At 70.2% G+C, this 25257-nt stretch carries 28 protein-coding genes; 14 read left to right on the top strand and 14 right to left on the bottom strand.

Annotation, left to right across the window (positions count from 1 at the left end; translation table 11 throughout):
• Positions 1–23 precede the first annotated feature (23 nt).
• On the top strand, positions 24–1040 hold the full coding sequence (locus ACQUQ1_RS11855; protein WP_435064512.1) for a PrsW family intramembrane metalloprotease: 1017 nt from the start codon (positions 24–26) through the stop codon (positions 1038–1040).
• A 56-nt stretch (positions 1041–1096) separates the two neighbouring features.
• On the opposite strand, the gene ACQUQ1_RS11860 is transcribed toward ACQUQ1_RS11855, so the two are convergent.
• Positions 1097–1453 carry a cell division protein SepF gene (locus ACQUQ1_RS11860; protein ID WP_435064513.1) on the bottom strand — a complete coding sequence of 119 codons (357 nt, stop codon included), beginning with the start codon at positions 1451–1453 and terminating at the stop codon, positions 1097–1099.
• Positions 1454–1638: 185 nt separating this feature from the next.
• On the opposite strand from ACQUQ1_RS11860, the gene ACQUQ1_RS11865 reads away from it, so the two are divergent.
• From ACQUQ1_RS11865 to ACQUQ1_RS11875, 3 genes are all read left to right on the top strand, one after another.
• Positions 1639–2394: a DUF1028 domain-containing protein gene (locus tag ACQUQ1_RS11865; protein WP_435064514.1), complete on the top strand. Its 756-nt coding sequence runs from the start codon at positions 1639–1641 to the stop codon at positions 2392–2394.
• Positions 2395–2485: 91 nt separating this feature from the next.
• The gene (locus ACQUQ1_RS11870; RefSeq protein WP_435064515.1) at positions 2486–2824 is read left to right on the top strand and encodes a hypothetical protein; all 339 of its coding nucleotides are present in this window, start codon (positions 2486–2488) and stop codon (positions 2822–2824) included.
• Between the two features lie 265 nt (positions 2825–3089).
• Positions 3090–4367, top strand: a complete 1278-nt coding sequence (locus ACQUQ1_RS11875) for an RNA-guided endonuclease InsQ/TnpB family protein (protein ID WP_435064680.1) — start codon at positions 3090–3092, stop codon at positions 4365–4367.
• An 11-nt stretch (positions 4368–4378) separates the two neighbouring features.
• On the opposite strand, the gene ACQUQ1_RS11880 is transcribed toward ACQUQ1_RS11875, so the two are convergent.
• Positions 4379–4873: an RNA-binding protein gene (locus ACQUQ1_RS11880; protein WP_435064516.1), complete on the bottom strand. Its 495-nt coding sequence runs from the start codon at positions 4871–4873 to the stop codon at positions 4379–4381.
• A 174-nt stretch (positions 4874–5047) separates the two neighbouring features.
• Here ACQUQ1_RS11880 and ACQUQ1_RS11885 point away from each other — a divergent pair, with 174 nt between their 5' ends.
• On the top strand, positions 5048–5371 hold the full coding sequence (locus ACQUQ1_RS11885; RefSeq protein ID WP_435064517.1) for a DUF7562 family protein: 324 nt from the start codon (positions 5048–5050) through the stop codon (positions 5369–5371).
• A gap of 298 nt (positions 5372–5669) precedes the next feature.
• On the opposite strand, the gene uvrA is transcribed toward ACQUQ1_RS11885, so the two are convergent.
• The 3 genes from uvrA to ACQUQ1_RS11900 form a co-directional block, all read right to left on the bottom strand.
• The gene (gene uvrA / locus ACQUQ1_RS11890) at positions 5670–8693 is read right to left on the bottom strand and encodes an excinuclease ABC subunit UvrA (protein ID WP_435064518.1); all 3024 of its coding nucleotides are present in this window, start codon (positions 8691–8693) and stop codon (positions 5670–5672) included.
• Between the two features lie 254 nt (positions 8694–8947).
• Positions 8948–9271, bottom strand: coding sequence for a hypothetical protein (locus tag ACQUQ1_RS11895; RefSeq protein ID WP_435064519.1), 324 nt, complete (start codon positions 9269–9271; stop codon positions 8948–8950).
• Positions 9268–11727 carry a penicillin acylase family protein gene (locus ACQUQ1_RS11900; RefSeq protein ID WP_435064520.1) on the bottom strand — a complete coding sequence of 820 codons (2460 nt, stop codon included), beginning with the start codon at positions 11725–11727 and terminating at the stop codon, positions 9268–9270. Before ACQUQ1_RS11900 ends, ACQUQ1_RS11895 begins: the two co-directional genes overlap by 4 nt.
• Before the next feature lie 81 nt (positions 11728–11808).
• Between ACQUQ1_RS11900 and ACQUQ1_RS11905 the strand changes: the two genes are divergently transcribed.
• The 3 genes from ACQUQ1_RS11905 to thsB all read left to right on the top strand — a co-directional run bounded on the left by ACQUQ1_RS11905 (position 11809) and on the right by thsB (position 14337).
• Positions 11809–11982, top strand: coding sequence for a hypothetical protein (locus ACQUQ1_RS11905; RefSeq protein ID WP_435064521.1), 174 nt, complete (start codon positions 11809–11811; stop codon positions 11980–11982).
• Between the two features lie 56 nt (positions 11983–12038).
• The gene (locus ACQUQ1_RS11910) at positions 12039–12431 is read left to right on the top strand and encodes a DUF7383 domain-containing protein (protein ID WP_435064522.1); all 393 of its coding nucleotides are present in this window, start codon (positions 12039–12041) and stop codon (positions 12429–12431) included.
• Positions 12432–12693: 262 nt separating this feature from the next.
• Positions 12694–14337, top strand: a complete 1644-nt coding sequence (gene thsB, locus ACQUQ1_RS11915) for a thermosome subunit beta (RefSeq protein ID WP_435064681.1) — start codon at positions 12694–12696, stop codon at positions 14335–14337.
• 224 nt (positions 14338–14561) lie between these two features.
• Here the strand turns inward: thsB and ACQUQ1_RS11920 are convergent, their stop codons facing one another.
• Complete coding sequence (locus ACQUQ1_RS11920) at positions 14562–14855, bottom strand: hypothetical protein (protein ID WP_435064523.1); 294 nt, start codon at positions 14853–14855, stop codon at positions 14562–14564.
• Between the two features lie 269 nt (positions 14856–15124).
• Here ACQUQ1_RS11920 and ACQUQ1_RS11925 point away from each other — a divergent pair, with 269 nt between their 5' ends.
• The gene (locus ACQUQ1_RS11925) at positions 15125–16117 is read left to right on the top strand and encodes an ornithine cyclodeaminase family protein (protein WP_435064524.1); all 993 of its coding nucleotides are present in this window, start codon (positions 15125–15127) and stop codon (positions 16115–16117) included.
• Between the two features lie 26 nt (positions 16118–16143).
• Here the strand turns inward: ACQUQ1_RS11925 and ACQUQ1_RS11930 are convergent, their stop codons facing one another.
• Entirely contained in the window at positions 16144–16383 is a 240-nt protein-coding gene (locus tag ACQUQ1_RS11930) for a DUF7535 family protein (protein ID WP_435064525.1), read from the bottom strand.
• A 132-nt stretch (positions 16384–16515) separates the two neighbouring features.
• Between ACQUQ1_RS11930 and leuS the strand changes: the two genes are divergently transcribed.
• Positions 16516–19179 carry a leucine--tRNA ligase gene (gene leuS / locus ACQUQ1_RS11935; RefSeq protein WP_435064526.1) on the top strand — a complete coding sequence of 888 codons (2664 nt, stop codon included), beginning with the start codon at positions 16516–16518 and terminating at the stop codon, positions 19177–19179.
• Positions 19180–19202: 23 nt separating this feature from the next.
• Here the strand turns inward: leuS and ACQUQ1_RS11940 are convergent, their stop codons facing one another.
• Entirely contained in the window at positions 19203–19829 is a 627-nt protein-coding gene (locus ACQUQ1_RS11940) for a hypothetical protein (protein ID WP_435064527.1), read from the bottom strand.
• A gap of 2 nt (positions 19830–19831) precedes the next feature.
• Between ACQUQ1_RS11940 and ACQUQ1_RS11945 the strand changes: the two genes are divergently transcribed.
• Positions 19832–20311, top strand: a complete 480-nt coding sequence (locus tag ACQUQ1_RS11945; protein ID WP_435064528.1) for a hypothetical protein — start codon at positions 19832–19834, stop codon at positions 20309–20311.
• Positions 20312–20406: 95 nt separating this feature from the next.
• Here ACQUQ1_RS11945 and hsp14 read toward each other — a convergent pair whose 3' ends face one another.
• Positions 20407–20838, bottom strand: a complete 432-nt coding sequence (hsp14, locus tag ACQUQ1_RS11950; protein WP_435064529.1) for an archaeal heat shock protein Hsp14 — start codon at positions 20836–20838, stop codon at positions 20407–20409.
• Between the two features lie 172 nt (positions 20839–21010).
• Between hsp14 and hisH the strand changes: the two genes are divergently transcribed.
• Positions 21011–21655, top strand: coding sequence for an imidazole glycerol phosphate synthase subunit HisH (gene hisH, locus ACQUQ1_RS11955; RefSeq protein ID WP_435064530.1), 645 nt, complete (start codon positions 21011–21013; stop codon positions 21653–21655).
• 61 nt (positions 21656–21716) lie between these two features.
• Here the strand turns inward: hisH and ACQUQ1_RS11960 are convergent, their stop codons facing one another.
• The 5 genes from ACQUQ1_RS11960 to ACQUQ1_RS11980 all read right to left on the bottom strand — a co-directional run bounded on the left by ACQUQ1_RS11960 (position 21717) and on the right by ACQUQ1_RS11980 (position 24583).
• Entirely contained in the window at positions 21717–22154 is a 438-nt protein-coding gene (locus tag ACQUQ1_RS11960) for an Hsp20/alpha crystallin family protein (RefSeq protein ID WP_435064531.1), read from the bottom strand.
• Positions 22155–22376: 222 nt separating this feature from the next.
• Positions 22377–23198 (bottom strand): prephenate dehydratase, encoded by an 822-nt coding sequence (pheA, locus tag ACQUQ1_RS11965; RefSeq protein WP_435064532.1) that lies wholly within the window; start codon positions 23196–23198, stop codon positions 22377–22379.
• Positions 23199–23309: 111 nt separating this feature from the next.
• On the bottom strand, positions 23310–23600 hold the full coding sequence (gene hisE, locus ACQUQ1_RS11970; RefSeq protein WP_435064682.1) for a phosphoribosyl-ATP diphosphatase: 291 nt from the start codon (positions 23598–23600) through the stop codon (positions 23310–23312).
• A 56-nt stretch (positions 23601–23656) separates the two neighbouring features.
• Complete coding sequence (gene pdxT, locus ACQUQ1_RS11975) at positions 23657–24280, bottom strand: pyridoxal 5'-phosphate synthase glutaminase subunit PdxT (RefSeq protein ID WP_435064533.1); 624 nt, start codon at positions 24278–24280, stop codon at positions 23657–23659.
• Between the two features lie 141 nt (positions 24281–24421).
• Positions 24422–24583: a preprotein translocase subunit Sec61beta gene (locus tag ACQUQ1_RS11980; protein ID WP_073306607.1), complete on the bottom strand. Its 162-nt coding sequence runs from the start codon at positions 24581–24583 to the stop codon at positions 24422–24424.
• Between the two features lie 123 nt (positions 24584–24706).
• Here ACQUQ1_RS11980 and ACQUQ1_RS11985 point away from each other — a divergent pair, with 123 nt between their 5' ends.
• Both ACQUQ1_RS11985 and ACQUQ1_RS11990 read left to right on the top strand, forming a co-directional pair.
• Positions 24707–24973 (top strand): thioredoxin family protein, encoded by a 267-nt coding sequence (locus ACQUQ1_RS11985; RefSeq protein ID WP_435064534.1) that lies wholly within the window; start codon positions 24707–24709, stop codon positions 24971–24973.
• A gap of 74 nt (positions 24974–25047) precedes the next feature.
• The gene (locus tag ACQUQ1_RS11990) at positions 25048–25197 is read left to right on the top strand and encodes a 50S ribosomal protein L40e (protein WP_435064535.1); all 150 of its coding nucleotides are present in this window, start codon (positions 25048–25050) and stop codon (positions 25195–25197) included.
• The last annotated feature ends 60 nt before the right edge of the window (positions 25198–25257 follow it).

A 25257-nucleotide genomic window follows, 5' to 3' on the forward strand; every position in this document is an offset into this window, starting at 1 on the left:
GCGGTCGACCGGGTTGACACACGATGGCCAAGAAGGAGCGGACGGACCCGGTCGAGGAGGCCGCGGACGCCTCGACGGACCTGTACGACGTGGCGACGTGGGAGGAACGGACATCGCTCGACGGCCTCGCTGTCGCGCTCTACCGGCTGCTCTCGGGGACCGCCCGGGCCGTGATAATCCTCCTGGCGCTCGTGCTGTTACTCGCCGTCGGGGGGTTCTCCGCGGTCACCGACCCCGCGATCGGCGTGCTCACGCTGATCTCGGCGATCCCGGCGTTCGCGCTGGCGGCGTACGTGTACCGCTCGGACATCACGACGAACGAACCCCTGACCCTGCTCGGCGCGACGTTCCTGCTCGGCGTCCTGACGGCGAACTTCGCCGCGGTGCTCAACTCCTACGGCCAGCCGTTCTTCCGGCCGCTGGGCTTTCTCGGGACGGTCCTGTTCTTCTTCCTCGTCGTCGGCCCGGTCGAGGAGACGGTGAAGCTGCTCGCGGTCCGGCTGTACGCCTACACCGACGAGAGCTTCGACTCGGTGCTCGACGGCGCCGTCTACGGCGCGATGGCCGGCCTCGGCTTCGCGTTCATCGAGAACGCGCTGTACATCTCCCGCGGCATCGAGCAGACCGGGCTGGACCTCGGCCTCGGGCTCATCGGCGTCGGCGGGAGCATCACCTTCACCCGGGCGCTGGCGGGACCGGGCCACGTCATCTACTCGGCGTTCGCGGGCTACTACCTCGGGCTCGCGAAGTTCAACCCGGACGACCGCGGCCCGATCGTGATCAAGGGGCTGATCATCGCGGCGGTCATCCACGCGACGTACAACTCCACGGTCGGCATCGGCTCGGCGGTGCTGAACGCCGTCGTCGGCCTGCCGTCGCTGGCGTCCTCGTTCGTGTACATCGTCCTGTTCGACGGGCTGTTCGCCCTGCTGCTGCTCCGGAAGATCGGACGGTACCGCGCGGCCTACCGCGAGGCGCGCGACTCGGACGCCGCCGGCGAGGAGGACCCGGCGTCCGAACTGACCGACTTCGACGCCTGAGAGGGAGACGGGCGAGCGGACGCCGACCGGGTCCGTTCGGCTCGGCTCGGTTCGGCTCAGTTCCCGAGCTTCTCGCGGCTCACCGTCACGCCGGTCGGCGTGATGATGAGCTGGTCGTCGCCCTTCTGGACGATGTCGCCGTCGACCTCGTTGGCGACCTGCCGCAGCTCGTCGATGATGCGCTCGACCGTCTGGTCGGTCGTCGAGTGGCGCGTGATGTCCGCGATCACGAAGTCGCCGTCGTAGACGGCGTCCTTGATGTCGATCACGTCGCGCTGGTCGCCGATCTCCGCGATGTGCACCTGCATCCCCGCGCCGCCGCGGGCGCTCTCGAAGTCGTCGAGGTCCAGTTCGACGTAGTCCTCGGAGCTGTGGGTGCCGCCGCCGCCGAGGATCTTGCTCATGATGCCCATGTACGGCCACAAACTCGCTCCACGGTTAAGTTTGTACGTCGGACGCGCGTCACACGCGCGGCGGTCGCCCGCCCGCCCCCGCGCGGTCGTCGCCGGCCCTCGAAACCGGACCGGGGCGGACCGCCCGAGCCGGACGTTCCGGGAACCCCGCCTTTTTGCTCCGACCGCGCCCACCGACGGACGACATGACCTTCAGCATCTGCGTCCGCGAGGAGTACACCGACGAGGACGGCGACCGGCAGACCCGCTTCGGCGTCGCCGTCACGACCCGCCTGCCGGGCGTCGGGACTCTCTGCCCGTTCGCCTCCGAGAACGGCGCGGTGGCGACGCAGTCGCTCGTCAACGTCGAACTCGGCCGGAAGGGGATCGAGTACGTCGACGACGGGCTCGCCGTCGAGGACGCCCTGCAGTCGCTGCTCAACGCCGACGACGGAGCCGAACAGCGGCAGCTCCACGGCGTCGACGCCGACGGGACGTTCACGTTCTCCGGCGAGGAGTGTCACGGCTGGTACGGCCACACGAGCGGCGAGAACTACACCGTCGCTGGCAACCTCCTCGCGGGCGAGGAGGTGGTGGAGGCGGTCGCGAGCGCCTACGAGTCCGACGCCTTCGGCGAGGCGCCGCTGGCAGAGCGCCTGATCGACGCGCTGGCGGCGGGCCACGAGGAGGGCGGCGACAAGCGCGAGCACCTCCCGGTGCAGTCGGCCGCGCTGAAGGTGGAGACGACCGAGGAGCGCGAGGTCGACACCTACTACGACGACCTCCGCGTCGACGCCACCGAGACGCCCATCGCCGACCTGCGGGAGACGTTCGAGGAGGCCCGCCGCGGCCAGGAGATCCTCATGGAGGAGTACGCCGACGAGCTGGAGGAGGACGACCTCGACGCCGGCGAGGACGGCGCCGAGGGGGACGCGAACGGGGACGAGGCCGGCGCCGAATAGGTCCGACGGCGCGCGGGACAGGGGCGCGACGGAGTCGCCAGGGCGGCCGCCTCGCCCGAACCGTTTTGTCGGAACGCGATCACGAAACCGCATGGACTGGACCCTCCTCCGTCGCGGACTGCTCCGGTACAGCCTCCTCGCCGCCGGCGGGACCGTCGCGGTCCTCGTCGCGGTCGCGGGCACCGCCGCGGCGGTCGTGACGTTCGCCGCCGGCCTCGCGACGCTGCTGTGGGCGGTCGGCGGCGGCGGCAACGTCCGCACGACGACCGCCGTCTTCAACGCGGACTCGATGGGCGTCGCAGGAACCGTCAGTGACGCCGCCGACAACGCGCCCGAGTCGCTCCCCTCGGACGTGCGCGTGTTCTTCTACGGGATCGGCCTGCTGGTGTGCAGCCCAGTCGCCGTCGCGGTGGTCGTGTTCTTCGCCTGACTGCCGGAGCGCGGCGCGCGCCCGGCTCGCGTCGGCACCGAGGGGTAGCGGGCCGGGTCAGTAGTTTCGAGGCGGAGCCTCCGGCCTCCAAGGAGTGAGCGAAGTCGTTCGAAAGACCGGAGGTCTTTCGTGATGACGAAAATCGGAGATTTTCGAACCACGAACGAGTAGCCCGGAGAGGAAGCCGACAACTCCACAACAGACCACAGACTGTAGCCTCCCTTTCTCCCCAGATCTAATAAACCACCAACCACACATCTGACGTATAGAGGTGCGGCGCACTGTCCCGGTCAAACTCGACGTGGACAGTGACGACACCGCACTTCTCCGCGACACCGTAGACGAGTTTCTGTGGGCCGCCAACTACGTCGTTGACCACGCTTGGCAGGGCGACTACAAAACCACGAGCAAGGCTCAGTTGCAGGCAGAAACCTACGACGAGGTACGCGACCGGACACGGTTGCACGCGAATCTCGTCCAGAACGCCCGCAACAAGGCCGCCGACGCCGTACAGAGCGTCGTCGCTCGCTGGAGGCAGGGCGAGTACGCTGGCAAACCACACTTCTCAAAGCCGACCGCAGTCTACGACAAACGATGTGCAACCTTCCACGACGAGTACGTGTCGCTGGCAACCGTGGGCGGACGTATCGAAGTCGAGTACGTCCTACCCGACGAGGAACGCGACACGCCCCACAGCCGGTATCTCGACAACGACGACTACGAGGTAACGGGTGCAGAACTCCACCACAAGAACGGCGAGTGGTACCTTCATCTCCGCACAAAGGCGGGGGTGGAGTCTGACAAGCCGGAACAGGCAACGACCGGGCACAGCACAGTCCTCGGCGTTGACCTCGGCGTGAACCAACTCGCAGTCACTTCGACAGGCACGTTCTGGACTGGCGAGGAGTTCGACCACTGGCGGCGCGAATACGAGAACCGACGTGGCGACCTGCAACAGTGCGGGACGCGAGCGGCACACGAGAACATCCAGTCGGTCGGACGGAAGGAGACGGGACGGTTCAAGATGATGCTCCACCGAATTGCGAACGGCATCATCGAAGAAGCCGTCGAGAACGGTTGTACGGTCATCGCTTTCGAGGAGCTGACCGGCATCCGCGACCGCCTCTCCGGTGCCTCGTGGGGGCACAAGTGGGCGTTTGAGCGGTTGTACGAGTACGTCGAATACAAGACCGAACTGCACGGCATCGACGTGGAGCAAGTAGACCCGGAGAATACGTCACGCCGTTGCTCACACTGTGGGTTCACGCACCCGGACAACCGCGACGGTGAGGGATTCGCGTGCCTGAGATGTGGCTACGCGAACCACGCCGACTACAACGCGGCGAAAAACATCGGACTGCGGTATCTCCGCCGGAACCAAACTGGAGACGGCGGAGGCGCACCCGTAGGCGTGCGCTTGAATCGCGGGACGCTGAACGCGAACGGAGAGTATGACCCTCCTGCCGGGGATTCCGGCCAGAGCGGGAGTCCACGCGAAAGCCCCACCCTCAACGAAGCGAGGTCGTCAGACCGAGCGAAGTAGGGTGGGGTAGTTTACACGGAGAACTCGTAGAGCTCGTCGCCGACGTGGTGGAGCGACTTCACGACCTTGCCGGAGTCGCCGACCATGTCGTCGCCGTCGACGAGCGCGCGCCCGACGCCGAGCACCTTCCCGTGGGTCTCCTCGGCGATCACGACGAGGTCGCCCTCGCCGATCGAGTCGTCGGCCTCGACGATCCCGGGCCGCATCACGTCGGCGCCGTCGGAGACGAACGACACCGCGCCGGCGTCGACGGTGACGACGCCGCGCTCGGGCGGGTGGGCGTTCGCCCCGCGGACGGTGACGAACGGCTCGCGCTCGCCGCCGTCGCCCTCGTAGTACAGCACGTCGGGGTCGCCGTCGACGAGCACGAGGTCGAACGGCGAGTCGGTGAGCTCGACCAGCTCGAAGGAGTCGCCCTCCAGGTCGACGCCGAGCGTCCCGGCGAGCGTCTCGCGGATCTCCGAGACGGCGTCGCTGCGGAGGTGGTGGCGTGACTTGACGTCCATACCCCGACTCCGCGCGTCCGGCGGATAAATCGCCCGCTCGTGACCGGCCGCCGCGTCCCGTGCCCGCACGTCGACCCAGCGCCGTCGACGGGTCACGGGGCGGCCGTGCGATCGTGAGACGTGAACGTTGTCCGCACGACAAACGCTAAGTTCGCAGCCGCCGCAGTACGAACCATGTGGGGTTCCCGGCGGGACCGGGACCGGACGGCCGTGACCTGCATCGCCTGCGGCGAGTCCCTACCGCGCGAGGACGCCCGCGAGTACGACAAGGAGGGCGACCGGTGGAACCGCCGCGACAAGGACTTCGAGTACCTCTGCAAGGAGTGCTTCCGCGACCTCTCCCACCAGCCGCGCGACGACCTGGAGGACCTGCTCGTCGACGTCGAGGCGACCGCCGGCGGCGACAGCCAGGAGGCGTACGTCCGCGCGTATCAGGACGAGGTGCGCGAGCGATACGGCGACCCCGAGGCCGAGGACACGGACCGACAGCGCGACTGAGGCGGGCTGTCCGGTCGGCGTCCACCGTTCTCCGTTCGGCCGCCGACCGCGCGGTCCACGGACGACGGTCGACTTCGTTCACGATTCACACGTTTCCTGGCGGAGCGACGCGGGACCGCTCCGCCGTCTCTCCGAGACGCTCGGCTGCGCCTCGCGTCTCGCAGTCTTCCTGCGCGGCTCGGCACGAGGACCTCGCCGCGGTCGACCGAGACGCTCGGCTCGCTCACGGGTCGCTCCGCTCCCCGTTCGCAACGAGGTACTCCCGCCGGTCGTACCTCGCTCCGCCTCGCGTCTCGCCTCAGTCGTCGGTCGCGGCGGCCTCGACCGGTTCGCTTTCCTCGTCGGCGTCCGCGTCGTCGGCCCCGCCCTCGGCCGCGAGCGCGGGCATCCGCCGGTCGCTTCGGGGCCCCTCGGCGTCCACCGTCGGGAGGTAGTCGCGGAGGTACCGACCCGTGTGCGACTCGTCGATCCGCGCGACCTCCTCGGGGGTACCCTCGGCGACGACCTCGCCGCCCCCCTCGCCGCCCTCGGGGCCGAGGTCGACGACGTGGTCGGCGTTCTTCACGAGGTCGAGCTCGTGCTCGATGACGACGACCGTGTTCCCCTTGTCGGTGAGCCGGTGGAGCACGTCGATGAGCTTCCGCTCGTCGGCCTTGTGTAGCCCCGTGGTCGGCTCGTCCAGCAGGTACAGCGTGTCGCCGGCGTCCTTCTTGCCCAGCTCCTCGGCGAGCTTCACGCGCTGGGCCTCCCCGCCCGAGAGCGTGGTGGAGGGCTGGCCCAGCTGCATGTAGCCGAGGCCGACGTCCTTCAGGAGCCCGAGGCGACGCTCCAGCCCGGAGTGGGACTCGAAGAAGTCGTACGCCTCGTCGACGCTCATGTCGAGCACGTCCGCGATGGTCTTGCCCTTGTAGGTCACGTCGAGCGTCTCGTCGTTGTAGCGGGCGCCGTCGCACTCCTCGCAGGGGACGTGCACGTCCGACAGGAAGTTCATCTCGATCTTGACGGTTCCCTGCCCGCCGCACTCCTCACAGCGACCGCCCTTCACGTTGAACGAGAAGCGGCCCTTGTCGTACCCGCGCTGGTTCGCCAGTTTGGTCTCGGCGAACAGCTCACGGATGTAGTCGAACACGTCGGTGTAGGTCGCGGGGTTCGACCGGGGGGTGCGTCCGATGGGCGACTGGTCGATGAGCCGGACGCCCTCGATGGTGTCCATCCCCGTGATGCGGTCGTGCTCGCCGGGGTCGACCTCCGTGTTGTCGTTCATCTCGCGGGCGAGCCCCTTGTACAGCACGTCGTGCATCAGGGTCGACTTCCCGGAGCCGGAGACGCCGGTGATCGCGGTGAACTGCCCCACCGGGATGTCGACGTCGATGTCCTTGAGGTTGTGCTGGCGGGCGCCCTCGACCGTGAGCGCGGCGTCGCTCTCGCGGCGCGTCTCCGGCACCTCGACGACCTTCCGGCCCGCGAGGTAGTCGCCCGTCACGGACTCGTCCGTGTTCACGATGTCGTCGAAGTCGCCCTGCGCGACGACCTCGCCCCCGCGCTTGCCGGGGCCGGGCCCCATGTCGATCACGTTGTCGGCGCGGCGCATCGTCGCCTCGTCGTGCTCGACGACCAGCAGGGTGTTCCCGAGGTCGCGCAGGCCCTCCAGCGTGTCGAGCAGGCGGTCGTTGTCGCGCTGGTGGAGCCCGATGGACGGCTCGTCGAGGACGTACAGCACGCCCACGAGCCCGGAACCCACCTGCGTGGCGAGCCGGATGCGCTGGCTCTCGCCGCCCGAGAGGGTGGAGGCCTCGCGGTCGAGCGTGAGGTACTCCAGGCCGACCTCCTCCATGAAGCCGAGGCGCGCGCGGATCTCCTTGAGGATCTCCTCGGCGATGGTGCGCTCGCGGTCGGTGAGCGTCTCCTCCATCCCCTCGAAGTGCTCCAGCGCGTCGCCGATGGACAGCCGGTTCACCTCGGTGATCGAGGTGCCGTCGACGTACACCGAGCGCGACTGCGGCTTCAGGCGCGTCCCCTCGCACTCGGGGCAGGTGGTGACGGCCATGAACTCCTCGATGTGCTCGCGCGTCCGGTCGGAGTCCGTCTCGACGTGACGCCGCTCCAGGTTCGGGACGACGCCCTCGAACTTCTGGGTCTTCCGGCGCACCCCGTTGCGGGTCTGCTGTTCGAACTCCACCTCCTCGTCGGTGCCGTAGAGGAACTGCCGGCGCTGGGACTCGGTGAGTTCCTCGAACGGCGTCTCGACGCTCACGCCGAAGTGCTCGGCGACGTTGTCGAGGCGGGTCCGGTAGTACGAGCGGTTGTAGCTCCACGGCTCGAACACGTGCTTGATCGGCTTCGAGGGATCCGTGACGACGAGGTCCTCGTCCACCTCCTTCGTCGAGCCGATCCCCTCGCACTCGGGGCAGGCCCCGTGCGGGGAGTTGAACGAGAACGAGCGCGTCTCGATCTCCGAGAAGTCGATGCCGCAGTGGGTGCACGCGAGGTCCTCGGAGAACTCGACGACGAGGCGGTCGTCGCCGTCGCCGGCGAGGTCGCCCGTCGAGCGGGACTCGTTGCCGCCGAAGTCGACGTCGAGGTCGTCGCCCTCGGGCGGGTCCGGGAGGATCAGTTTCAGGACGCCGTCGGCCTCCTCCAGCGCGGTCTCGACGGAGTCGGTGATCCGGGAACGGTCCCCCTCGCGCACCTTCACGCGGTCGACGATCACGTCGACGGTGTGGTCGTAGTTCTCGTCGAGGTCCGGGCGGTCCAGCGAGAGGTCGTACTCCTCGCCGTCGACCTCGACGCGCGAGTAGCCGTCGGCGACGAGGTCCTCGAAGAGGTCCTCGAAGGCGCCCTTCTGGTCGCGCACCACGGGCGCGGCGACCTTCGCGCGGGTGCCCTCCGGCAGGTCGAACACCCGGCGGACCATCTGCTGGGCGGACTGCTCGCCCACCTCGCGGCCGCACTCCGGGCAGTGCGGGTGGCCGACCCGGGCGTACAGCAGGCGGAGGTAGTCGTGCAGTTCGGTGACCGTTCCGACGGTCGAGCGGGGGTTGTTCGCGGCGTTCTTCTGGTCGATCGAGATCGCCGGCGAGAGGCCCTCGACGCTCTCGACCTGCGGCTTGTCCATCTGCCCGAGGAAGTTCCGGGCGTACGCCGACAGCGACTCGATGTAGCGCCGCTGTCCCTCGGCGTAGACGGTGTCGAACGCGAGCGACGACTTCCCCGACCCCGAGAGGCCGGTGACGACGTTGAACTGCTCGCGGGGGATCTCCACGTCGAGGTCCTTGAGGTTGTTCTCCTCGGCGCCGCGGACCTCGATGAACTCCTTCGGCACTACGCGTCACCCCTGTCGGACGCGCTCCGTCGGGGAACCACGGCTCTGCCAGTCATTACGACCGACCTGGGGTCGGAACCACTTAACGGGCGCGTCATCGGGTTCCGGACGCCGTCGGCGAGGGTTCAAATACCGGGACGGGACCATCGGCCCCGTGACCTGAACGGGGCCGTCGGGGGCCGTGGCGGCTGTGCGGTCCACTCCCGACGGAGGCGCGGGCGACCCGGCCCGACCCGCGGCGCGAGGACCGCCTGTCAGCCCACCACGCCACGGACGAGTCCGCCGATCGCGCCGCCGAGGAGGGCGACGGCGACCGCCACGCCGAGCGGCGCGGTCATCCCGAGCGCCGCGTCCAGCGCGGCCGGACCCGCGAGCGCCAGTTCCGCCGCGCCGACGACCAGCGCGAGCACGCCGAAGGCGACGCCGGCCGTGACGCCGCGGAGCGCCGTCCGCTGCGGGAGCGCGACCAGCGCCGCACCGCCGAGCAGGCCGAGCCAGTGGGCCGACGCCAGACCGACGCCCGCGACGGCCGCGAGCACCGTCGCCGTCCAGCGAGTGGCCCGGTCGGAGCGCGTCACTCGCCGTCACCTCCGGCGAACCGCACCGCGAGGTCGCCGCGCGTCGCGCGATCCATCGGCTTGTACTCGCCGTCCGCCCAGCGACGCAGTTGGTCGTCGTAGCTCGACGCGTAGACGTTGCCGTCGTTGCCGCCGGGGAGGATACACCGAGAGGTCGTGCCGTCCTGCGGGCACACCTGCCGCCAACTGGACCCGGCGCCGGACTCTACCCGGACGTTGAACAGCGTCGCCGCCGAGCCGTCGGTCGGGTACCGCGGGTAGTTGAGGAACGGCTGGTCGAACGGGTGGTCGATCGCGGTGCGGTTGTAGTCGCCGTAGACTGCCCAGCCCTCGTCGTCGATCCGGTCGCGAGCCGTCTCGAACGCGTCGGCCGCGGCGCTCGCCCGGCTTCCGTCGAACCACCCGTCGCCGAGCGTCGCCAGCACCCACTGGTTCGGCGCGTACGCCGCCGGGTCGCGCCGGCCGTCGAGTCCGGAGAGCGCGTCGGCGACGAACCGTTCCTCGTAGGCATCGAGGAAGTGGACGAACAGAAGCGGTGTGCGGGCGTCGCGCGTCGCAACGCCGTCCCAGTCGAGGACGGCGTCCAGGTCCACGCGGGCGTCGCCGGAGAGGTCGGTTCTAGCTTCCTCCAGCACCGGCCGGAAGCGGTCGAGTCGGCCGTCCCGGACGTCGCGCTGGAGGTCACGCATATCCGCGGGCGTCACGTCGCCGCGGTCGACGAGCGCGTCGAGACGGTCCCACAGCCGGATCCCGCGGAACGGCGTACCGTACGACTCGGCGAGGTAGTACGGGTACTCCGCGTCGTCGACGATCCGCTGGTTCGCCGTGCCGACGTAGGCGGGGGCGTCGTCGTGGGGCATCTCCTCGTACGGGATGAATCCCTCCCACGACGACTCGCCGTAGGGCGTGTACCCCGCCCACTCGCCCTCGCGAGCGGAGCCGTCGAACACGCGGTCGCCGCGGACCGCCTCGCCGTCCGTCCGCCGGATCGGCACCTTCCCGGTGACGCGGTATCGCACTTCGCCGTCGCGGTCGGCGTAGACGAGACACTGCGTCGGCTCGTCGAACTCGCGGAGCGCGTCGTCGACGTCGCCGGCGCCGCGCGAGCGGTTCAGAGCGAGGATCGCGTTCGTCGTCCGGGTCGCCGAGAGGCCGGTCCACGCGACGCCGACCTCGCTCCGGAACCCGGCGCCGCCGGCGTCGGCGCCGAGCACCGGGCCGTGGACGGACCTGCGGACCTCGACCTCGCGGTCGGGCGCGTCCGCGACCGCGATCGTTCGCGTCTCGGACTCGAACGGACGCCACTCGTCGCCGTATCGGTACTCGGTGCCGTCGGCGCGCGTCTCGTACCCGTAGAAGTCGATCACGTCGGCGCCGGCGTTCGTGAACCCCCATGCGCCGCGGTCGTTCTCCCCGATGACGACGAATGGGACGCCGGGAAACGTCACGCCCCGGACCCGGTACTCCGGGTGGCGAAGCGCCTGTTCGTACCACACCGGCGGCGCCATCAGCGTGAGATGCGGGTCGTTCGCCAGGATCGGCGCCCCGCTCTCGGTGTGTTCGCCGGCGACCGCCCAGGAGTTGGATCCGATCCACGCGGGCGGCTCGACGCCCGCGAGCCACGCGTCGAGGCCCGGATCGGTCGCGACCGCGGCGCGGGTGCCGTCCGGGCCGTCGTCGGAACCGCCGGGGGCTTCCCGCGGCGCGACCGCCGCGTCGCCGTCCGGGACGGGCCAGTCGTCGGTCGCTCCCTCGTGACCCAGGATCGCGGCGTCGTGGTCGAGCCGGTCGGGGAGGAGCGTCGCCGCGGCGTCATCCCCGAGTTCAGCCCGGAGCGTCTCCGCGCGCAGCGTCCGGAAGCTCCCCGTGAGCGCCCACGAGATCTGTTTCTCCGCGAGCAGCACGTCCGCGGGCGTCCACGGAACCGGCTCGTAGCCGAGCAGTTCGAACTCGACCGGCCGCGGGAGGTCCGCTCGGGCGGCGTTCACGCCGTCGCAGTACGCCTCAACGAGCGGGCCGGCCTCGGTGTCGGCGACGAGGTCCCACGTCGCGTCGGCGGCCGCCGCGAAGTCCATGGCGACGTGGAAGCGGTCGGAGTCGAGCGTCACGTCGCCGACGACCGCCGAGAGTCGGCCGCGCATCTGCCGACGCTGGAGGTCCATCTGGAACAGCCGGTCGGCCCCGTGCGCGTAGCCGACGGCGTAGTAGAGCGCCGCCTCGTCGTCGGCCTCGATTCGGGGGACCGCCTCGTCGTCGTAGCGGAGGGTCGCACCGCCGTGCGGCGACGTGACCCGCGCCGGGGGGTCGTCCCGGGCGGCCCCCCATGCGCCGCCGGACAGCGGAGCGAACGCCGAGAGGTAGCCGCGGACCGGCCCGAGGAAGCCCCCGGCCGCGGCCCCTCCGGCGACCGCCGCGAGCAGCGACCGCCTCGTCGGGGGACCTGAACGTTCGTTCACACGTCACGGCACGGCCGATACATCATAAACGTACAGGTGCGGAAAGATTCATAACCGTGGGAGATGTTGTCACGGTTGTCAATGCCAGACACGAAGCGCGGACGTGAACGTCAGGGTCGCAAGAAGCGCGAGCAGCTGGAGGAGCAGCTCGCCGAACGGGAGATCGAGACGCTCGACGACGACACCCTGCCGGAGTACCCGCCCGAGGAACCGGGTTCGGAGCTGTTGTCCGCGCCGCCGCAGGAGGCCGAGTAGCGGCGAACGCGCCCGAAAAGCCGTCTTTTTCCTACCCGGCCCCGAAGCCGGGCTCGATGACCGAACGCGCGACGTACGCCACGGTCTACGTCGGCGCACAGCTCGCCCCGGAGGGCGAGGAGCTGGCGCTCGACTGGGCCGACGACGCGGGCGATCGGACCGACGACTTCGAGTTCGAGGTGTCCACGGACGACCCGCGCGAGGCGTACCTCGAGATCCAGGCGTTCGACGTGGCCGAGTACGGCCACGAGGTGCTGGTCAACGGCGACGCGCTCACCGGCTTCGACTTCCCGCCGAACGACGGGTGGCAACTGTGGACGGACACCGTCTCCGGTGCCGAGCTCCGCGAGGGGACGAACACGCTCGCGATCGCCCGCGACGCCGACACCGAGGACGCCTTCGCCGTCGGTACGGTTCGCGTCCACTGGAAGGAGCCCGTCGACGGCTAACGGGACCCGCTGCCGACTCCCGGCGGACGACCGAGCCGAAGGCAATACTTAAATCGCCGGTTGGGTTCCCTGAGAAGGGTCACATTTCCCCCGGGATTTGTCACCAGTTGACACGGATCACAGTGGCTATGTACCGCGGTTTTCTCCGAACCGTCGTTCGTTGACCGACGGAACCGCGAGCACATCGAACCCATAGATTTATATAGAATCACAACCACACTCACTCCCGTACATGAGCCAGCGACGAATGCAGGGTCAGCCCATGATCATCATGGGTGAGGACTCCCAGCGGGTGAAGGACAAGGACGCGCAGGAATACAACATCTCCGCGGCGCGCGCCGTAGCCGAGGCCGTGCGCTCGACGCTCGGCCCCAAAGGGATGGACAAGATGCTCGTCGACTCGATGGGCGACGTGACCATCACGAACGACGGCGTCACCATCCTGAAGGAGATGGACATCGACAACCCGACGGCCGAGATGATCGTCGAGGTCGCCGAGACCCAGGAGGACGAGGCCGGCGACGGGACGACGACGGCCGTCGCGATCGCGGGCGAGCTCCTCAAGAACGCCGAGGACCTCCTCGAACAGGAGATCCACCCGACGGCGATCATCAAGGGCTTCCACCTCGCCAGCGAGCAGGCCCGCGCCGAGGTCGACAACGTCGCCGAGACGATCGACCCCGACGACGAGGAGCTGGTGAAGAAGGTCGCCGAGACCTCCATGACCGGCAAGGGCGCCGAGCTCGAGAAGGAGGTCCTCGCGGACCTCGTCTACCGCGCGGTCCGCCAGGTCACCGTGGAGGCCGACGACGGCTCCCACGTGGTCGACCTGGAGAACGTCGCGATGGAGACCCAGACCGGCCGCTCGGCCGGCGAGTCCGAGCTCCTGCAGGGCGCCGTCGTCGACAAGGACCCGCTCCACGACGACATGCCCTCGGCGGTCGAGGACGCGGAGATCCTCCTGCTCAACGACCCGATCGAGGTCGAGGAGGCCGACGTCGACACGCAGGTGTCCATCGACTCCCCCGACCAGCTCCAGCAGTTCCTCGACCAGGAGGAGGACCAGCTCAAGCAGAAGGTCCAGCAGATCAAGGACACGGGCGCGAACGTCGTCTTCTGCCAGAAGGGCGTCGACGACCTCGCCCAGCACTACCTCGCGAAGGAGGGGATCCTGGCGGCCCGCCGCGTGAAGAAGTCCGACCTGGCCTTCCTGAAGAACATCCTCGGCGGGAGCATCGTCTCGGACCTCGACTCCGCCACCGCCGAGGACCTCGGCCACGGCTCGGTGTCGCGTGACGACGCCGACGAGCTGTTCTACGTCGAGGGTGGCGACGACGCCCACGGCGTCACGCTCCTGCTGCGCGGCTCCACCGAGCACGTGGTCGACGAGCTGGAGCGCGGCGTCCAGGACGCGCTCGACGTCGTCTCCACGGCCGTCTCCGACGGCCGCATCGTCGCCGGCGGCGGCGCCATCGAGGTCGAGCTCGCGCGGCGCCTGCGCGACTACGCGGACTCCGTCGAGGGCCGCGAGCAGCTCGCCGTCGAGGCGTTCGCCGACTCGCTGGAACTGGTCCCGCGCGTGCTCGCCGAGAACGCCGGGCTCGACTCCATCGACACGCTGGTCGACCTCCGAGCCGCCCACGAGAGCGGCGAGGAGCGCGCCGGCCTGAACGTCTTCTCCGGCGACATCGAGGACACCTTCGACGCGGGCGTCGTCGAGACGGCCCACGCGAAGGAGCAGGCGGTCTCCAGTGCCACCGAGGCCGCGAACCTCGTCCTCAAGATCGACGACATCATCGCCGCGGGCGACCTGTCCACCGGCGGCAACGACGACGAGGAGGGCGGCGCCCCCGGCGGCGGCATGGGCGGCATGGGCGGCATGGGCGGCATGGGCGGCGCGATGTGAGCTCGCGGTAGAACTGCCTACCCCGCCCGCCCGACACGCACCGCCGCACGACCGATCCCTCGACTTCTTTCGACGCCCCGACCGCCGAGCGACGGCATCGTCCCTCGGGCCGCGATGCGCGGAGACCGGCACACGCCGTCGGCCCGCACGCGCCGCTGGTCGGTTCGGGCGCGCGAAAACGGAGGCGCGTGAGGACCGTCGGTCAGCGGGTCGATCGCGTGACGTTACGCGGGCGTCGCGGTGCCGGAGGCGTCGTCGCCGCCCTCCGCGGTCTCGCCGCCGACGATGCCGGAGACGGCCTCGCCGAGGTTGTCGACGCCCCCGTCGAGGAACGACCGGATCGTGTCGTGGATGTCGCCCACGAAGTCCGGCACAGGGCCGGGCAGGTCGGTCGGCGGGCCGGCCTGGGAGTCACTGTCGCCCGCGTCCGCGGGGGCGTTCCCCGGGGCCGCGGCGGCGACGCCGGTCACTGCGAGCAGTACCGCGAGCGCGATCGCGGCGAGTTTGGTTCGGGTCATCTGCACTCGTTCGTGTGGCCTCCGGGGTAAAGAGGGGTGCCGACGCGAAACCGGAATTCGGGCGTTTCGGCGCCCGATAAGCCCGATTAAGGCGAGTTAATCACGGACACGCCGTCGCGAGGGCGACCCGGGCGGGCGCCGCACGGACCGCCCTGGAGGTATCCGGCGCGCGCTTACACCGGGCTCCCGGCCGACCGGACCGACTCCCGGCTTCCGGTCCGCGACGACGGACCGGAGGCTTCTAACCGGACCGCGCAATTCTTGCGACCATGAGGACGCTGCTGCTCGACGGCGACGACGTGCACGACAACGCCGACATGTCCGAGCTGGTCCCGGCCATCGAGGAAGCGTTCGCCGCCTACCACCGCGGCGACGCGCAGATGCCGCCCAAGAGCTACATCGACCTCCCGTGGTACAACGGCGACTTCCGGTCGATGCCCGCCTACCTGGACGCCGGCGAGTGGGACGCGGCGGGCGTCAAGTGGGTGAACGTCCACACCGACAACGAGGAGGAGTACGGCCTCCCGACGGTGATGGGGACGATGATCTACTCGGACCCGAAGAACGCGTTCCCGCTGGCGATACTCGACGGGACGGAGCTCACGATGAAGCGCACGGGCGCCGCGGCCGCGGTCGCGACCGACCACCTCGCGGTCCCGGACGCGACCTCGCTGGGCATCGTCGGGGCGGGCGCCCAGTCGTACACCCAACTGGAGGCGATCGCGTCCGTCCGCGACATCCGTGAGGTCGTGATCTCCGACCTCTCGGAGGAGCGCGTCGCCCGGTTCGTCGACGCCTTCGAGGACCGGTTCGAGGTGCGCGCCGGCTCCGTCGAGGAGGCGGCCGCCTGCGACGTGCTCTCGACGGTGACGCCCGTGGAGGACCCGATCGTCTCGCGCGAGGCGGTGGGCGAGCACACCCACGTCAACGCGATGGGCGCCGACGCCGAGGGGAAACACGAGCTCGCCGACGAGGTGCTGCTCGACGCGAAGCTCGTCATCGACGACCACGAACAGACCACCCACTCCGGGGAGATCAACGTCCCGTACGCGGCGGGCGTCCTCGGCGACGACGACATCTACGCCGAGATCGGCGAGATCGTCGTCGGCGAGAAGGACGGCCGGGTCGCGTCGGACGGCATCACCGTCTTCGACTCGACGGGCCTCGCCATCCAAGACGTCGCGGCCGCCCACATCGTCTACGAGCACGCCGACGAGCGCGACAACGGCTACGCGTTCGACCTGCTCGGGCTCGCGGAGTAACCCCCCTCGATCCCCCCGGTCGCCGGCTACTCCTGGGACCCCGTGTCTCCGGTGACCGCCTCGATCACCTTACTCACCCCCCAGACGACGACGACGAACGGGAGCAGCGGGAACAGCAACACCAGCATCCCGAGGAACACCGCCCAGCCGATCGCGTTCATCTCGTCGTCCCCGTGGGAGGTGTATCCGGGGGTCACCGTCCGGTACGCCTTCGTCACCAGCCCGGGGTCGTCGCCCCCGTCCTGCGTGTCGATCTCGGTACTCATACTCCTACATTCGCAGGCTGACAGGATACGCCTTGTGCCGGCTCCGGCCCCGGGCGTGTGCCGTGCTGGCAACTACCGCCGTGTTCGATGGAAAGGTATAGGGGCGGAAGCGGCCGAACGGACAGGTAGCAAATGTCCGAGGAGGGATACGACCACGCGGCGGTCGAACGACGCTGGCAGGAGGCGTGGGCCGAGGCCGACGCCTACCGGACGCCGGACGACGCCGAGGACCCGACGTACGTGCTGGGGATGTTCCCGTACCCGTCGGGGAAGCTCCACATGGGCCACGTCCGGAACTACACGATCACCGACGCGTACGCCCGCTACCGGCGCATGCGCGGCGACGACGTGCTCCACCCGATGGGGTGGGACTCGTTCGGGCTGCCCGCCGAGAACGCCGCCAAGGAGCGCGACTCGAACCCGCGCGACTGGACGATGGACTGTATCGAGACGATGCGCGGGCAGATGGAGGCGATGGGCTTCGGCTACGACTGGGACCGCGAGGTCACCACCTGCGAGCCGGAGTACTACCGCTGGAACCAGTGGCTGTTCGAGCAGTTCCACGAGGAGGGACTGGTCGAGCGCCGCGCCGCCGACGTGAACTGGTGTCCCTCCTGCGAGACCGTCCTGGCGGACGAGCAGGTCGAGGGCGAGGAGGAGCGCTGCTGGCGCTGTGACTCGCTGGTCGAGCAGCGCGAGCTGGACCAGTGGACGCTGGGGATCACCGAGTACGCCGAGGAGCTGCTCTCGGCCATCGACGACCTGGAGGGGTGGCCCGACAGCGTCCGCGAGATGCAGCGCAACTGGATCGGGAAACAGGAGGGCTCCACCGTCGAGTTCGTCGTGGAAGATCACGGGCCGGTCGAGGCGTTCACCACCCGCCTGGACACCGTCTACGGCGCGACGTTCTTCGCGCTGGCGCCGGACCACCCCATCTCGGAGGAGCTGGCCGCCGAGGACGACGCCGTCCACGAGTTCGTCCACCACGAGGCCGACCCCGACGGCGACGAGCCGAAGGGGGTCGAGACGGGGCTGACGGCGACGAATCTCGCGACCGGCGAGGAGGTGCCCGTCTTCGTCGCCGACTTCGTCCTCTCGGACGTGGGTACGGGCGCGCTGATGGGCGTCCCCGGCCACGACGAGCGCGACCACGCGTTCGCCGAGCGCATGGGCGTCGACATCGTGCCCGTCGTCGCGCCCGAGCCCGAGGACGGCGAGGAGCCCGAGGCCCCGGACGTGAGCGAGGGCGCCTACACCGAGGACGGCGTGCTGGTCAACAGCGGCGAGTACGACGGCCTGACGAGCGCGGAGGCGCGCGAGGCGCTGACCGAGGACATCGACTCCGCCGACTTCCACACGCAGTACCGCCTGCGCGACTGGCTCATCTCCCGCCAGCGCTACTGGGGGACGCCGATCCCGGTCGTCCACTGCGACGACTGCGGCCCGGTGCTGGTGCCCGAGGAGGACCTGCCCGTCGAGTTACCGGAGTTCGTGAACACCACGGGCAACCCCCTGGACGAGGCCCACGAGTGGAAGCACACGACCTGTCCCGACTGCGGCGCCGACGCGGTCCGCGAGACGGACACGATGGACACCTTCGTCGACTCCTCGTGGTACTTCCTGCGGTACGTCTCGCCGGACCTGGCGGACGCGCCGTTCGACGTCGAGCGGGCGAACGACTGGATGCCCGTCGACCAGTACGTCGGCGGCCTGGAGCACGCGGTGATGCACCTGCTGTACGCCCGGTTCGTCACGAAGGCCATCGCGGATATGGACATGCTGGCGCACCGCGAGCCGTTCACGAACCTGCTGGGCCAGGGGATGGTCCAGCTGGACGGCGAGAAGATGTCGAAGTCGAAGGGGAACGTCGTCTCCCCCCAGCGCATCGTCGACGAGTACGGCGCCGACACGGCCCGGCTGTTCATGATGCAGGCGGCCCGCCCCGACACCGCCTTCGACTGGTCCGAGGAGGGCGTGAAGTCGACCCACCGGTTCCTGGGCCGGCTGGCCGAGACGGTGCGCTCGTTCGCGGGCGGCTCGGTCGACCGGCGCGCGGGCGAGCCGGACGCGACCGCGCGGTACGTCGCCGACGAGGTCGACGCCGCCGTCGCGGTCGCCACCGAGGAGTTCGACGACCTGGGCTTCGATCTGGCCACGCGCGAGGCGCAGTCGCTGGTCGCCACGCTGCGCGGCTACCGCGAGTACGTCGACGAGGTCCACGCCCCCACCTTCGAGCGCGGCCTGCGCGTCGCGCTGAAGCTGCTGGCGCCGGTCGCCCCGCACCTGACCGAGGAGCTGCACGCCGAGCTGACCGACGACGACGAGCTGCTGGTCGACGCCGAGTGGCCGACCGCCGACGCCGACACCGGGACCGTCGAGATGCGCCGTCAGCTGGTCGAGAACACCCGCGAGGACGTGCGCAACATCGTCGACGTGGCGAACATCGAGGACCCCGAGCGCGTCGACGTCGTCGTCGCCCCGGAGTGGAAGCACGAGGCGCTGGAGATCGCCGTCGACAGCGACGCCGACAACCTGGTCGGGGAGCTGATGCGGAACCCGGAGATCCAGCGGCACGGCTCGGACGCCTCCGACTACGCGAAGGACCTGCAGGCCGAGCGCGAGGCGCTGCGGCCGGCGCTGTCGCCCGAGCGGGAGCGCGAGGCGCTGGAGGCGGCCGCCTGGCTCGTCGAGCGCGAGTTCGACGCGCCCGTCCGCGTGCTGCGCGCCGAGGAGGCCGACGACGACGTGGCGGGCAAGGCGGAGCCGGGTCGTCCCGCGATCGACATCGTCGAGTAGCGGCTCGTTCGACCGTCCCCGTCTCACTCCCGCTCGTTCCAGTCGAGGTCCACGTCGCGTCGCGCGTCGGGACCGGCGGCGAACGGGCCGAGGCCGTACACGACCGCGATCACCGCCAGCGCCGGCAGGAGGTTGCCGACGAGCGGGAGCAGAGTGAAGGGGAGGTGGACGAACACGGTCCGCGGAGCGAACGCCGCGAGCAGGGCGACCCACGCGCCGGGGAGGACGATCAGGCCGCCGGCGACCTCGACCCGGCGGGCGCGGGCAACGGGAGTCGCCGCCGCGCCGCCGCGCCACGCGCCCGCGAGGCCCGCGAGCGCGACGACGGCCGCCAGGAGACCGCCGTCGAACGGCCCGGCGATACCGGCGGGCCAGCCCGGCGCGTCGAGGAAGGCGAGGACGCCCGACAGGGACACGCCGAGGTGGACCGCGGCGAGCCCCCACGCGGCGGCGGCGACCGCGCGGTCGCGGGGAGTTCCGGGCGTGGGCTCCGTCGACGGCGTGGAGTCGGACACGGTCCGTCGAACGGGGGCGGCGACCAAGTCGGCGTCGACTGCGGCGAGGGGGCGGTGGTCGACGGACTCCGTTCGACCCGCATCGCCGTGCCCGTCGCCGGCGCCGGATTCAAGCTCGGGCCGCGAGAGTCCCACCCATGGGCGAGGCGGCGACTCGGGTACAGCGCAGCCTGTGCGAACGCCTCGCGCGGTCCCTCGCCGGGTACGAGTGGCACGAGGAACACGCCGTCGGCGACACACCCGTCGATGTGGCGGGCGTGGGCGACGCGCTCGTGCTCGTCGAACTGGAGTGGCGCCGCGCCGACCCCGCGAACAACACCGTGAAACTGTTCCGCGAACTCGCGGGGACGGATCTGGCGTCGTCGTTCGACGCCGTCCACGTGGTCCAACTGTTCAGCCGTTACTACGACCTGGCGTCGGGCGGCGTGAGCACGAAGCGGCGCAACGCCGCGTTCGTCGGCGAGCGCGTCGCCGAGACGGTGCCGGCGGCGACGTTCGCCGCGGTCACGCTCGACGTCGACCCGCCGAAACGCGGCGGCTCCCTCCCCGAAGGATGGCGGGAGTCAGTCGAGGAAGCCGCCGACCTGATCGGGCGGGAAGTGACGGCCGAACGCTGACGGCGTTGTCGGGTACAGAACGGACGGAAGGGGGTACGAGAAACGGAGGGGGGTACGAGAACGGACGGAATCGGCAGGTCGGTCTCCCTACCGGATCAGTTCACGTCGATGTGGTGTCCGTCGTCCTCTCCCTCGTCCGCGTGGACCTTGGGGAGGGTGACGGTGAGCACGCCGTTGGCGTAGGTCGCGCTCGCCTCGTCCTCGCGGACCTCGGCGGGGAGGGTGATCGACCGGCGCATCGACTCGGCGCGGCGCTCGCGGCGCAGGTACGCGCCGGCGTCGTCGCCCTCGTCGCTGCTGATCTCGCGCTCGGCGCGGATCGTGAGGACGCCGTCGCGGACGGTCAGGTCGATGTCCTCCTTGGCGAAGCCGGGGAGGTCGGCCATCACCGCGATCTCGTCGTCGTACTCGGCCACGTCGACGTCGATGCCCGAGCGTCGCACGCCGTCGAGGTCGCCCCAGTCCATCCGGCCGAAGTTGCGGGACATACGGTCGAACATCCGGTTCATGTCGTCGAAGGGAGTCATGTTACTCACGGAATATCACCGATGCATAGAACGTCGCGTCAGGTATTAAACACCGCTGGACGCGTGATAACCCGCTTCACGCCCGAGAATCCTGTCCCGGGCGGGGACGGCGGGTCCGCGGGCGTGGGCGCCGACGGGCAACCGTTTTCACCGCCCGTCCCGCACGTCCGGTATGAACGTCACCGTCATCGACTACGGCGTGGGGAACCTCCGGAGCCTCCGCCGCGGCCTCGAACGCGCGGGCGCCGACGTGGTGGTCTCCGACGACCCCGACGCGATCCGGGACGCCGAGGCGCTCGTGCTGCCGGGCGTGGGCGCGTTCCGCGAGTGCGTCGCCAACTCCGAGCCGTTCCACGACTTGCTGGTCGAGAAGGCCGAGGACACGCCGGTCCTCGGCGTCTGCGTCGGCCTCCAGCTCATGTACGACGAGAGCACCGAGGGCGCCGCCGAGGGGGAGACGGTCGAGGGGCTCGGGCTCATCGAGGGACGCGTCGAGCGCCTCCCCGACTCGGTGAAGGTGCCCCACATGGGGTGGAACGAGCTCACGCCCGAGCGCGACCACCCGCTGATGGACGGGATCGACGAGGGCGACTACGCGTACTTCGTCCACTCCTACTGCGCGGACGTGACCGACCGCACCATCGCCTCCTGCGAGTACGGACGGCGCTTCGCCGCCATCGCCGCCAACGAGGCCGGCAACGTCATGGGGACGCAGTTCCACCCCGAGAAGAGCGGCGAGACCGGCCTGCAGATACTGAGCAACTTCGTCGACTACGCCGAGGCGTACCACGCCGGCGAGATCGCGACGGCGGACTGACGGCGCCGGCCCGCGTCGCCCGCCCCGCCGACCGGGTTCGCTATCCCCTTCGCCCGGCCGTTCACTCCACGTCGATCCGCGTCCCGTCGCCCGAGTCGGGCTCCCGCTTCGGCAACGTCACGGTCAACACCCCGTTCTCGTAGGAGGCCGTCGCCTCCGTCTCGTTCACCTCGCCGGGGAGCCGCACCCGCCGCGTCACCGAGCGTCGACGGCGCTCGCGGCGGTGGTACTGCCCCTCCGGCGTCGCCTCGGCGCTCGTCTCCTCCTCGTCGGATTCCGCGCGCAACGTCAGGGTCCGATCGGAGACGGTGATCTCGATTTCGTCGCCGTCGAACCCCGGGAGGTCGGCCGTGACGACGAACTCGTCGTCGCGCTCCAGCAGGTCGACCGGCACGTCGCCGCGGGCGTGCCCCTCCAGCGTCGTGCCGACCTCGTCGAGTTCCTCGCCCAGCTGTTCGATCAGGTCGGTGATGTCGTCGAACGGCGTCCGCCCCGTCATATCAGGTGATAGACCGGTGGACGGCTTGAACCTGTCGCCGGCACAGGGTCGGAATACCCGAGCGTTGAAGCCGGATGACGGGACCACGGACGCCGTGCGGTAGGAACGGTCCCCGGCGGGACGCGGGTGTGCGACGCCGGCGTCGGGGAGCGGCGGGACGAGGCGTCGCCTGTAAGCCATCATGACCGTCGAGAGCGGGACAGAGACCGCCGGGAGCCGACGCTACGAGACGACGTGTTCGGTGTCGTAGGAGCCCAGGACGCGGACCCAGCCGTCGTCGACGATCTCCTCCACGTCGTCGACGGCCGCGCGGGCGCGCTCCTCGTACATCCCGGCCTCGAAGTCGATGTGGAACAGGTAGTCGCCGAGGCGCTCGCCGCTCGGGCGGGACTCGATGCGCGAGAGGTTCACGTCGCGCTCGGCGAACGCCTCCAGGATCTCCAGCAGCAGCCCCGGGTAGTTCGCGCCGGGGTACACCACGACGGAACTCTTGCCGCCGGCCTCGGTCCGCTCGGCCTCGGGCGCGACGACGAGGAACCGCGTCGCGTTCGAGGAGCGGTCCTGGATGTCCTCCGCGAGCACGCGGAGGTCGACGCCGCCGTCGGCGCCGGCGGCGTTCGCGGGGTGGCCGATCCCGGCGACCGTCGGGTCCTCGCGGGCGCGCTCGACGCCGCGGGCCGTGGAGGCGACGGCCTCCTGGCTGACGTCGGGGTACTCGCGCTCCAGGTAGTCGCGACACTGCGCGAGCGCCTGCGAGTGGGAGGCGACCACGTCGAACGTCTCCGCCTGCGCGAGCAGCGCGTGGCGGATCGGCGTGACGATCTCGCGGACGACCGCCACCTCGGCCTCCGTGAGCGCGTCGAGGCTCTCGGTGACGCTCCCCTCGATGCTGTTCTCGACGGGGACGACCCCGCGGTCGTACGTCCCGTCGGCCACCGCCTCGACGATGGCGGTGACCGACTCGCGGAAGGCGACGTCGTCGGCGACGGCCCGCGCGGCGCGGTGGGAGTACGTCCCCGCGGGGCCCAGGGTGACTGCGTTCACACACCGCCCTCCGCCGCCGTCCCCGATAAGAACTCCGGGTGTGACAGAACTACCCCGCCGGACCCGGGCGGCGGCGCCGGCAGGGGCCGGTCCGTGGCGCCGCCCCGCGGGTCAGAACCGGTCGCGCAGTTCCGCCCGGAGGTCCGAGACGTCGAGGTCCTTCTGCGCGAACAGCACGAGCAGGTGGTAGACCAGGTCCGCCGCCTCGGCGGTCAGCTCCTCGGTGTCGTCGTCCTTCGCCGCGAGGATGGTCTCGGTGGTCTCCTCGCCGATCTTCTCCAGCACGGCGTTCTCGCCCTTCTCGTGGGTGAACAGCGACGCCGTGTACGACCCCTCGGGGAGCCGCTCCTTGCGGTCCTCGATGGTGGCGAACAGCGCGTCGAGCGTCTCCGCGTCCGCCACGTCCGACTCCGTTCCCGTCTCGGCCTCGGCCTCGGCCTCCGGCGTCTCCGGGTCGCTCACGCGCGGGCCTCCTCGCCGTCGCCGGCGTCCGGGTCGGCGTGGTCCTGCCCGAAGAACGCGAGGTCGTGGATCCGGGAGTCCGCGGTCAGTTCGGGGTGGAAGGAGGTGGCGATCACCGGGCCCTGCTTGACGGCGACGGGGTCGCCGTCCCACTCCGCGAGCACCGCGACGCCCTCGCCGACCTCGTCGATGACGGGCGCGCGGATGAACACCGCCGGGAACGGCTCGTCCAGCCCCTCGACGTCGAGCGGCGCCTCGAAGGAGTCCGCCTGCCGGCCGAAGGCGTTGCGGTCGACGCTCACGTCGAGGACGTCCAGCGTCGCCACCCGGTCGTCCTTGGCGTCGCGGGCGGCGACGATGAGCCCCGCGCACGTCGCGAGCAGGGGCTTGCCGGCCGCGACGTGCGCGCGGATCTCCCCGTCGATGCCCTCCTCGCGCAGCAGGCGGGAGATGGTCGTCGACTCCCCGCCCGGCATCAGCAACACGTCGCAGTCGGGGACGATCCCGGCGTCGCGGACCTCCGTGACCGACGCGTCGACGCCGTGGGTCGCGGCGGCGCGACGGATCGCGTCGGCGTGCTCGGAGACGTCGCCCTGGACGGCGATGACGCCCACGTTCATGTCGAACGGTCGGCGGGCGGCGGGTGAAAAGCTGTCGTTCGGCCGGGTCGGGCGGCGCCCTCCGCTCGGACCGGGTCGGGGTCGGGCGGTCGGGTCACGACCGGCCGGACGGGGCGCCGGCGGTCGGCAGCCGCGTCGGCCTCAGAAGGCGAACCCGAGGATCAACACGAGGATGCCGAACAGGAGCCCGAAGGCGACGACGGTCTTCGGGTCGATCCGGATCGCGTTGCGGTCCTCCGCGTCGAAGTAGCGGACGAGCCCCGCGCTGGACATCAGGCCGCCGCTGTTCTGGCCGCTGCTCATGTGCGCACCCATGCGAGTCGGCCGCCTAAGCCTTTCGACCCCGGTCGCCCGGCGCCGGCCGCGGGCGATCGAACCGCCGAGTGAGTAATCCTTATGCGCGGCCCGTCAAAACGGGCGGTCGGTATGAGCGTTCGACTCAAAGACTTCTACGCGGACTGGTGTGGCCCCTGTAAGACCCAGGACCCGATCCTCGAGGAACTGGAGGACGACTACCCCGACGTGAGCTTCGAGAAGGTGGACGTCGAGGAGGAGCAGGAGGTCGCGAACCAGTACCAGGTGCGCTCGCTCCCGACCCTCATCGTCGAGAACGACGACGGCGTCGTCGACCGGTTCGTCGGCGTCACCCAGCGCGAGGACCTCGAGGAGGCGCTGGCGCAGGCGGGCGCGTAGGCCGGGACACGTCGCGCCGTCGCCGCGGACCCGACTCGCAACCGTTAACAGGGACGGCGCCGCTTCGCACACGTATGGCACAATTCGACGCGGCCGAGCGCCGCACGCTCAACAAGCTCATCTGCATGCGGTGTAACGCGCGGAACCCCCAGCGCGCGGACAACTGCCGCAAGTGCGGCTACGGGAACCTCCGCCCGAAGGCGAAGGAACCGCGCACCGCATAACGTCGCGAGCCGGGTCGACCCCCGGGAAACGTCCCGTCCTCTTCACGAACGGAATTCGCT

It is taken from the genome of Halobaculum sp. EA56, assembly GCF_051195075.1.
GTDB lineage: Archaea > Halobacteriota > Halobacteria > Halobacteriales > Haloferacaceae > Halobaculum.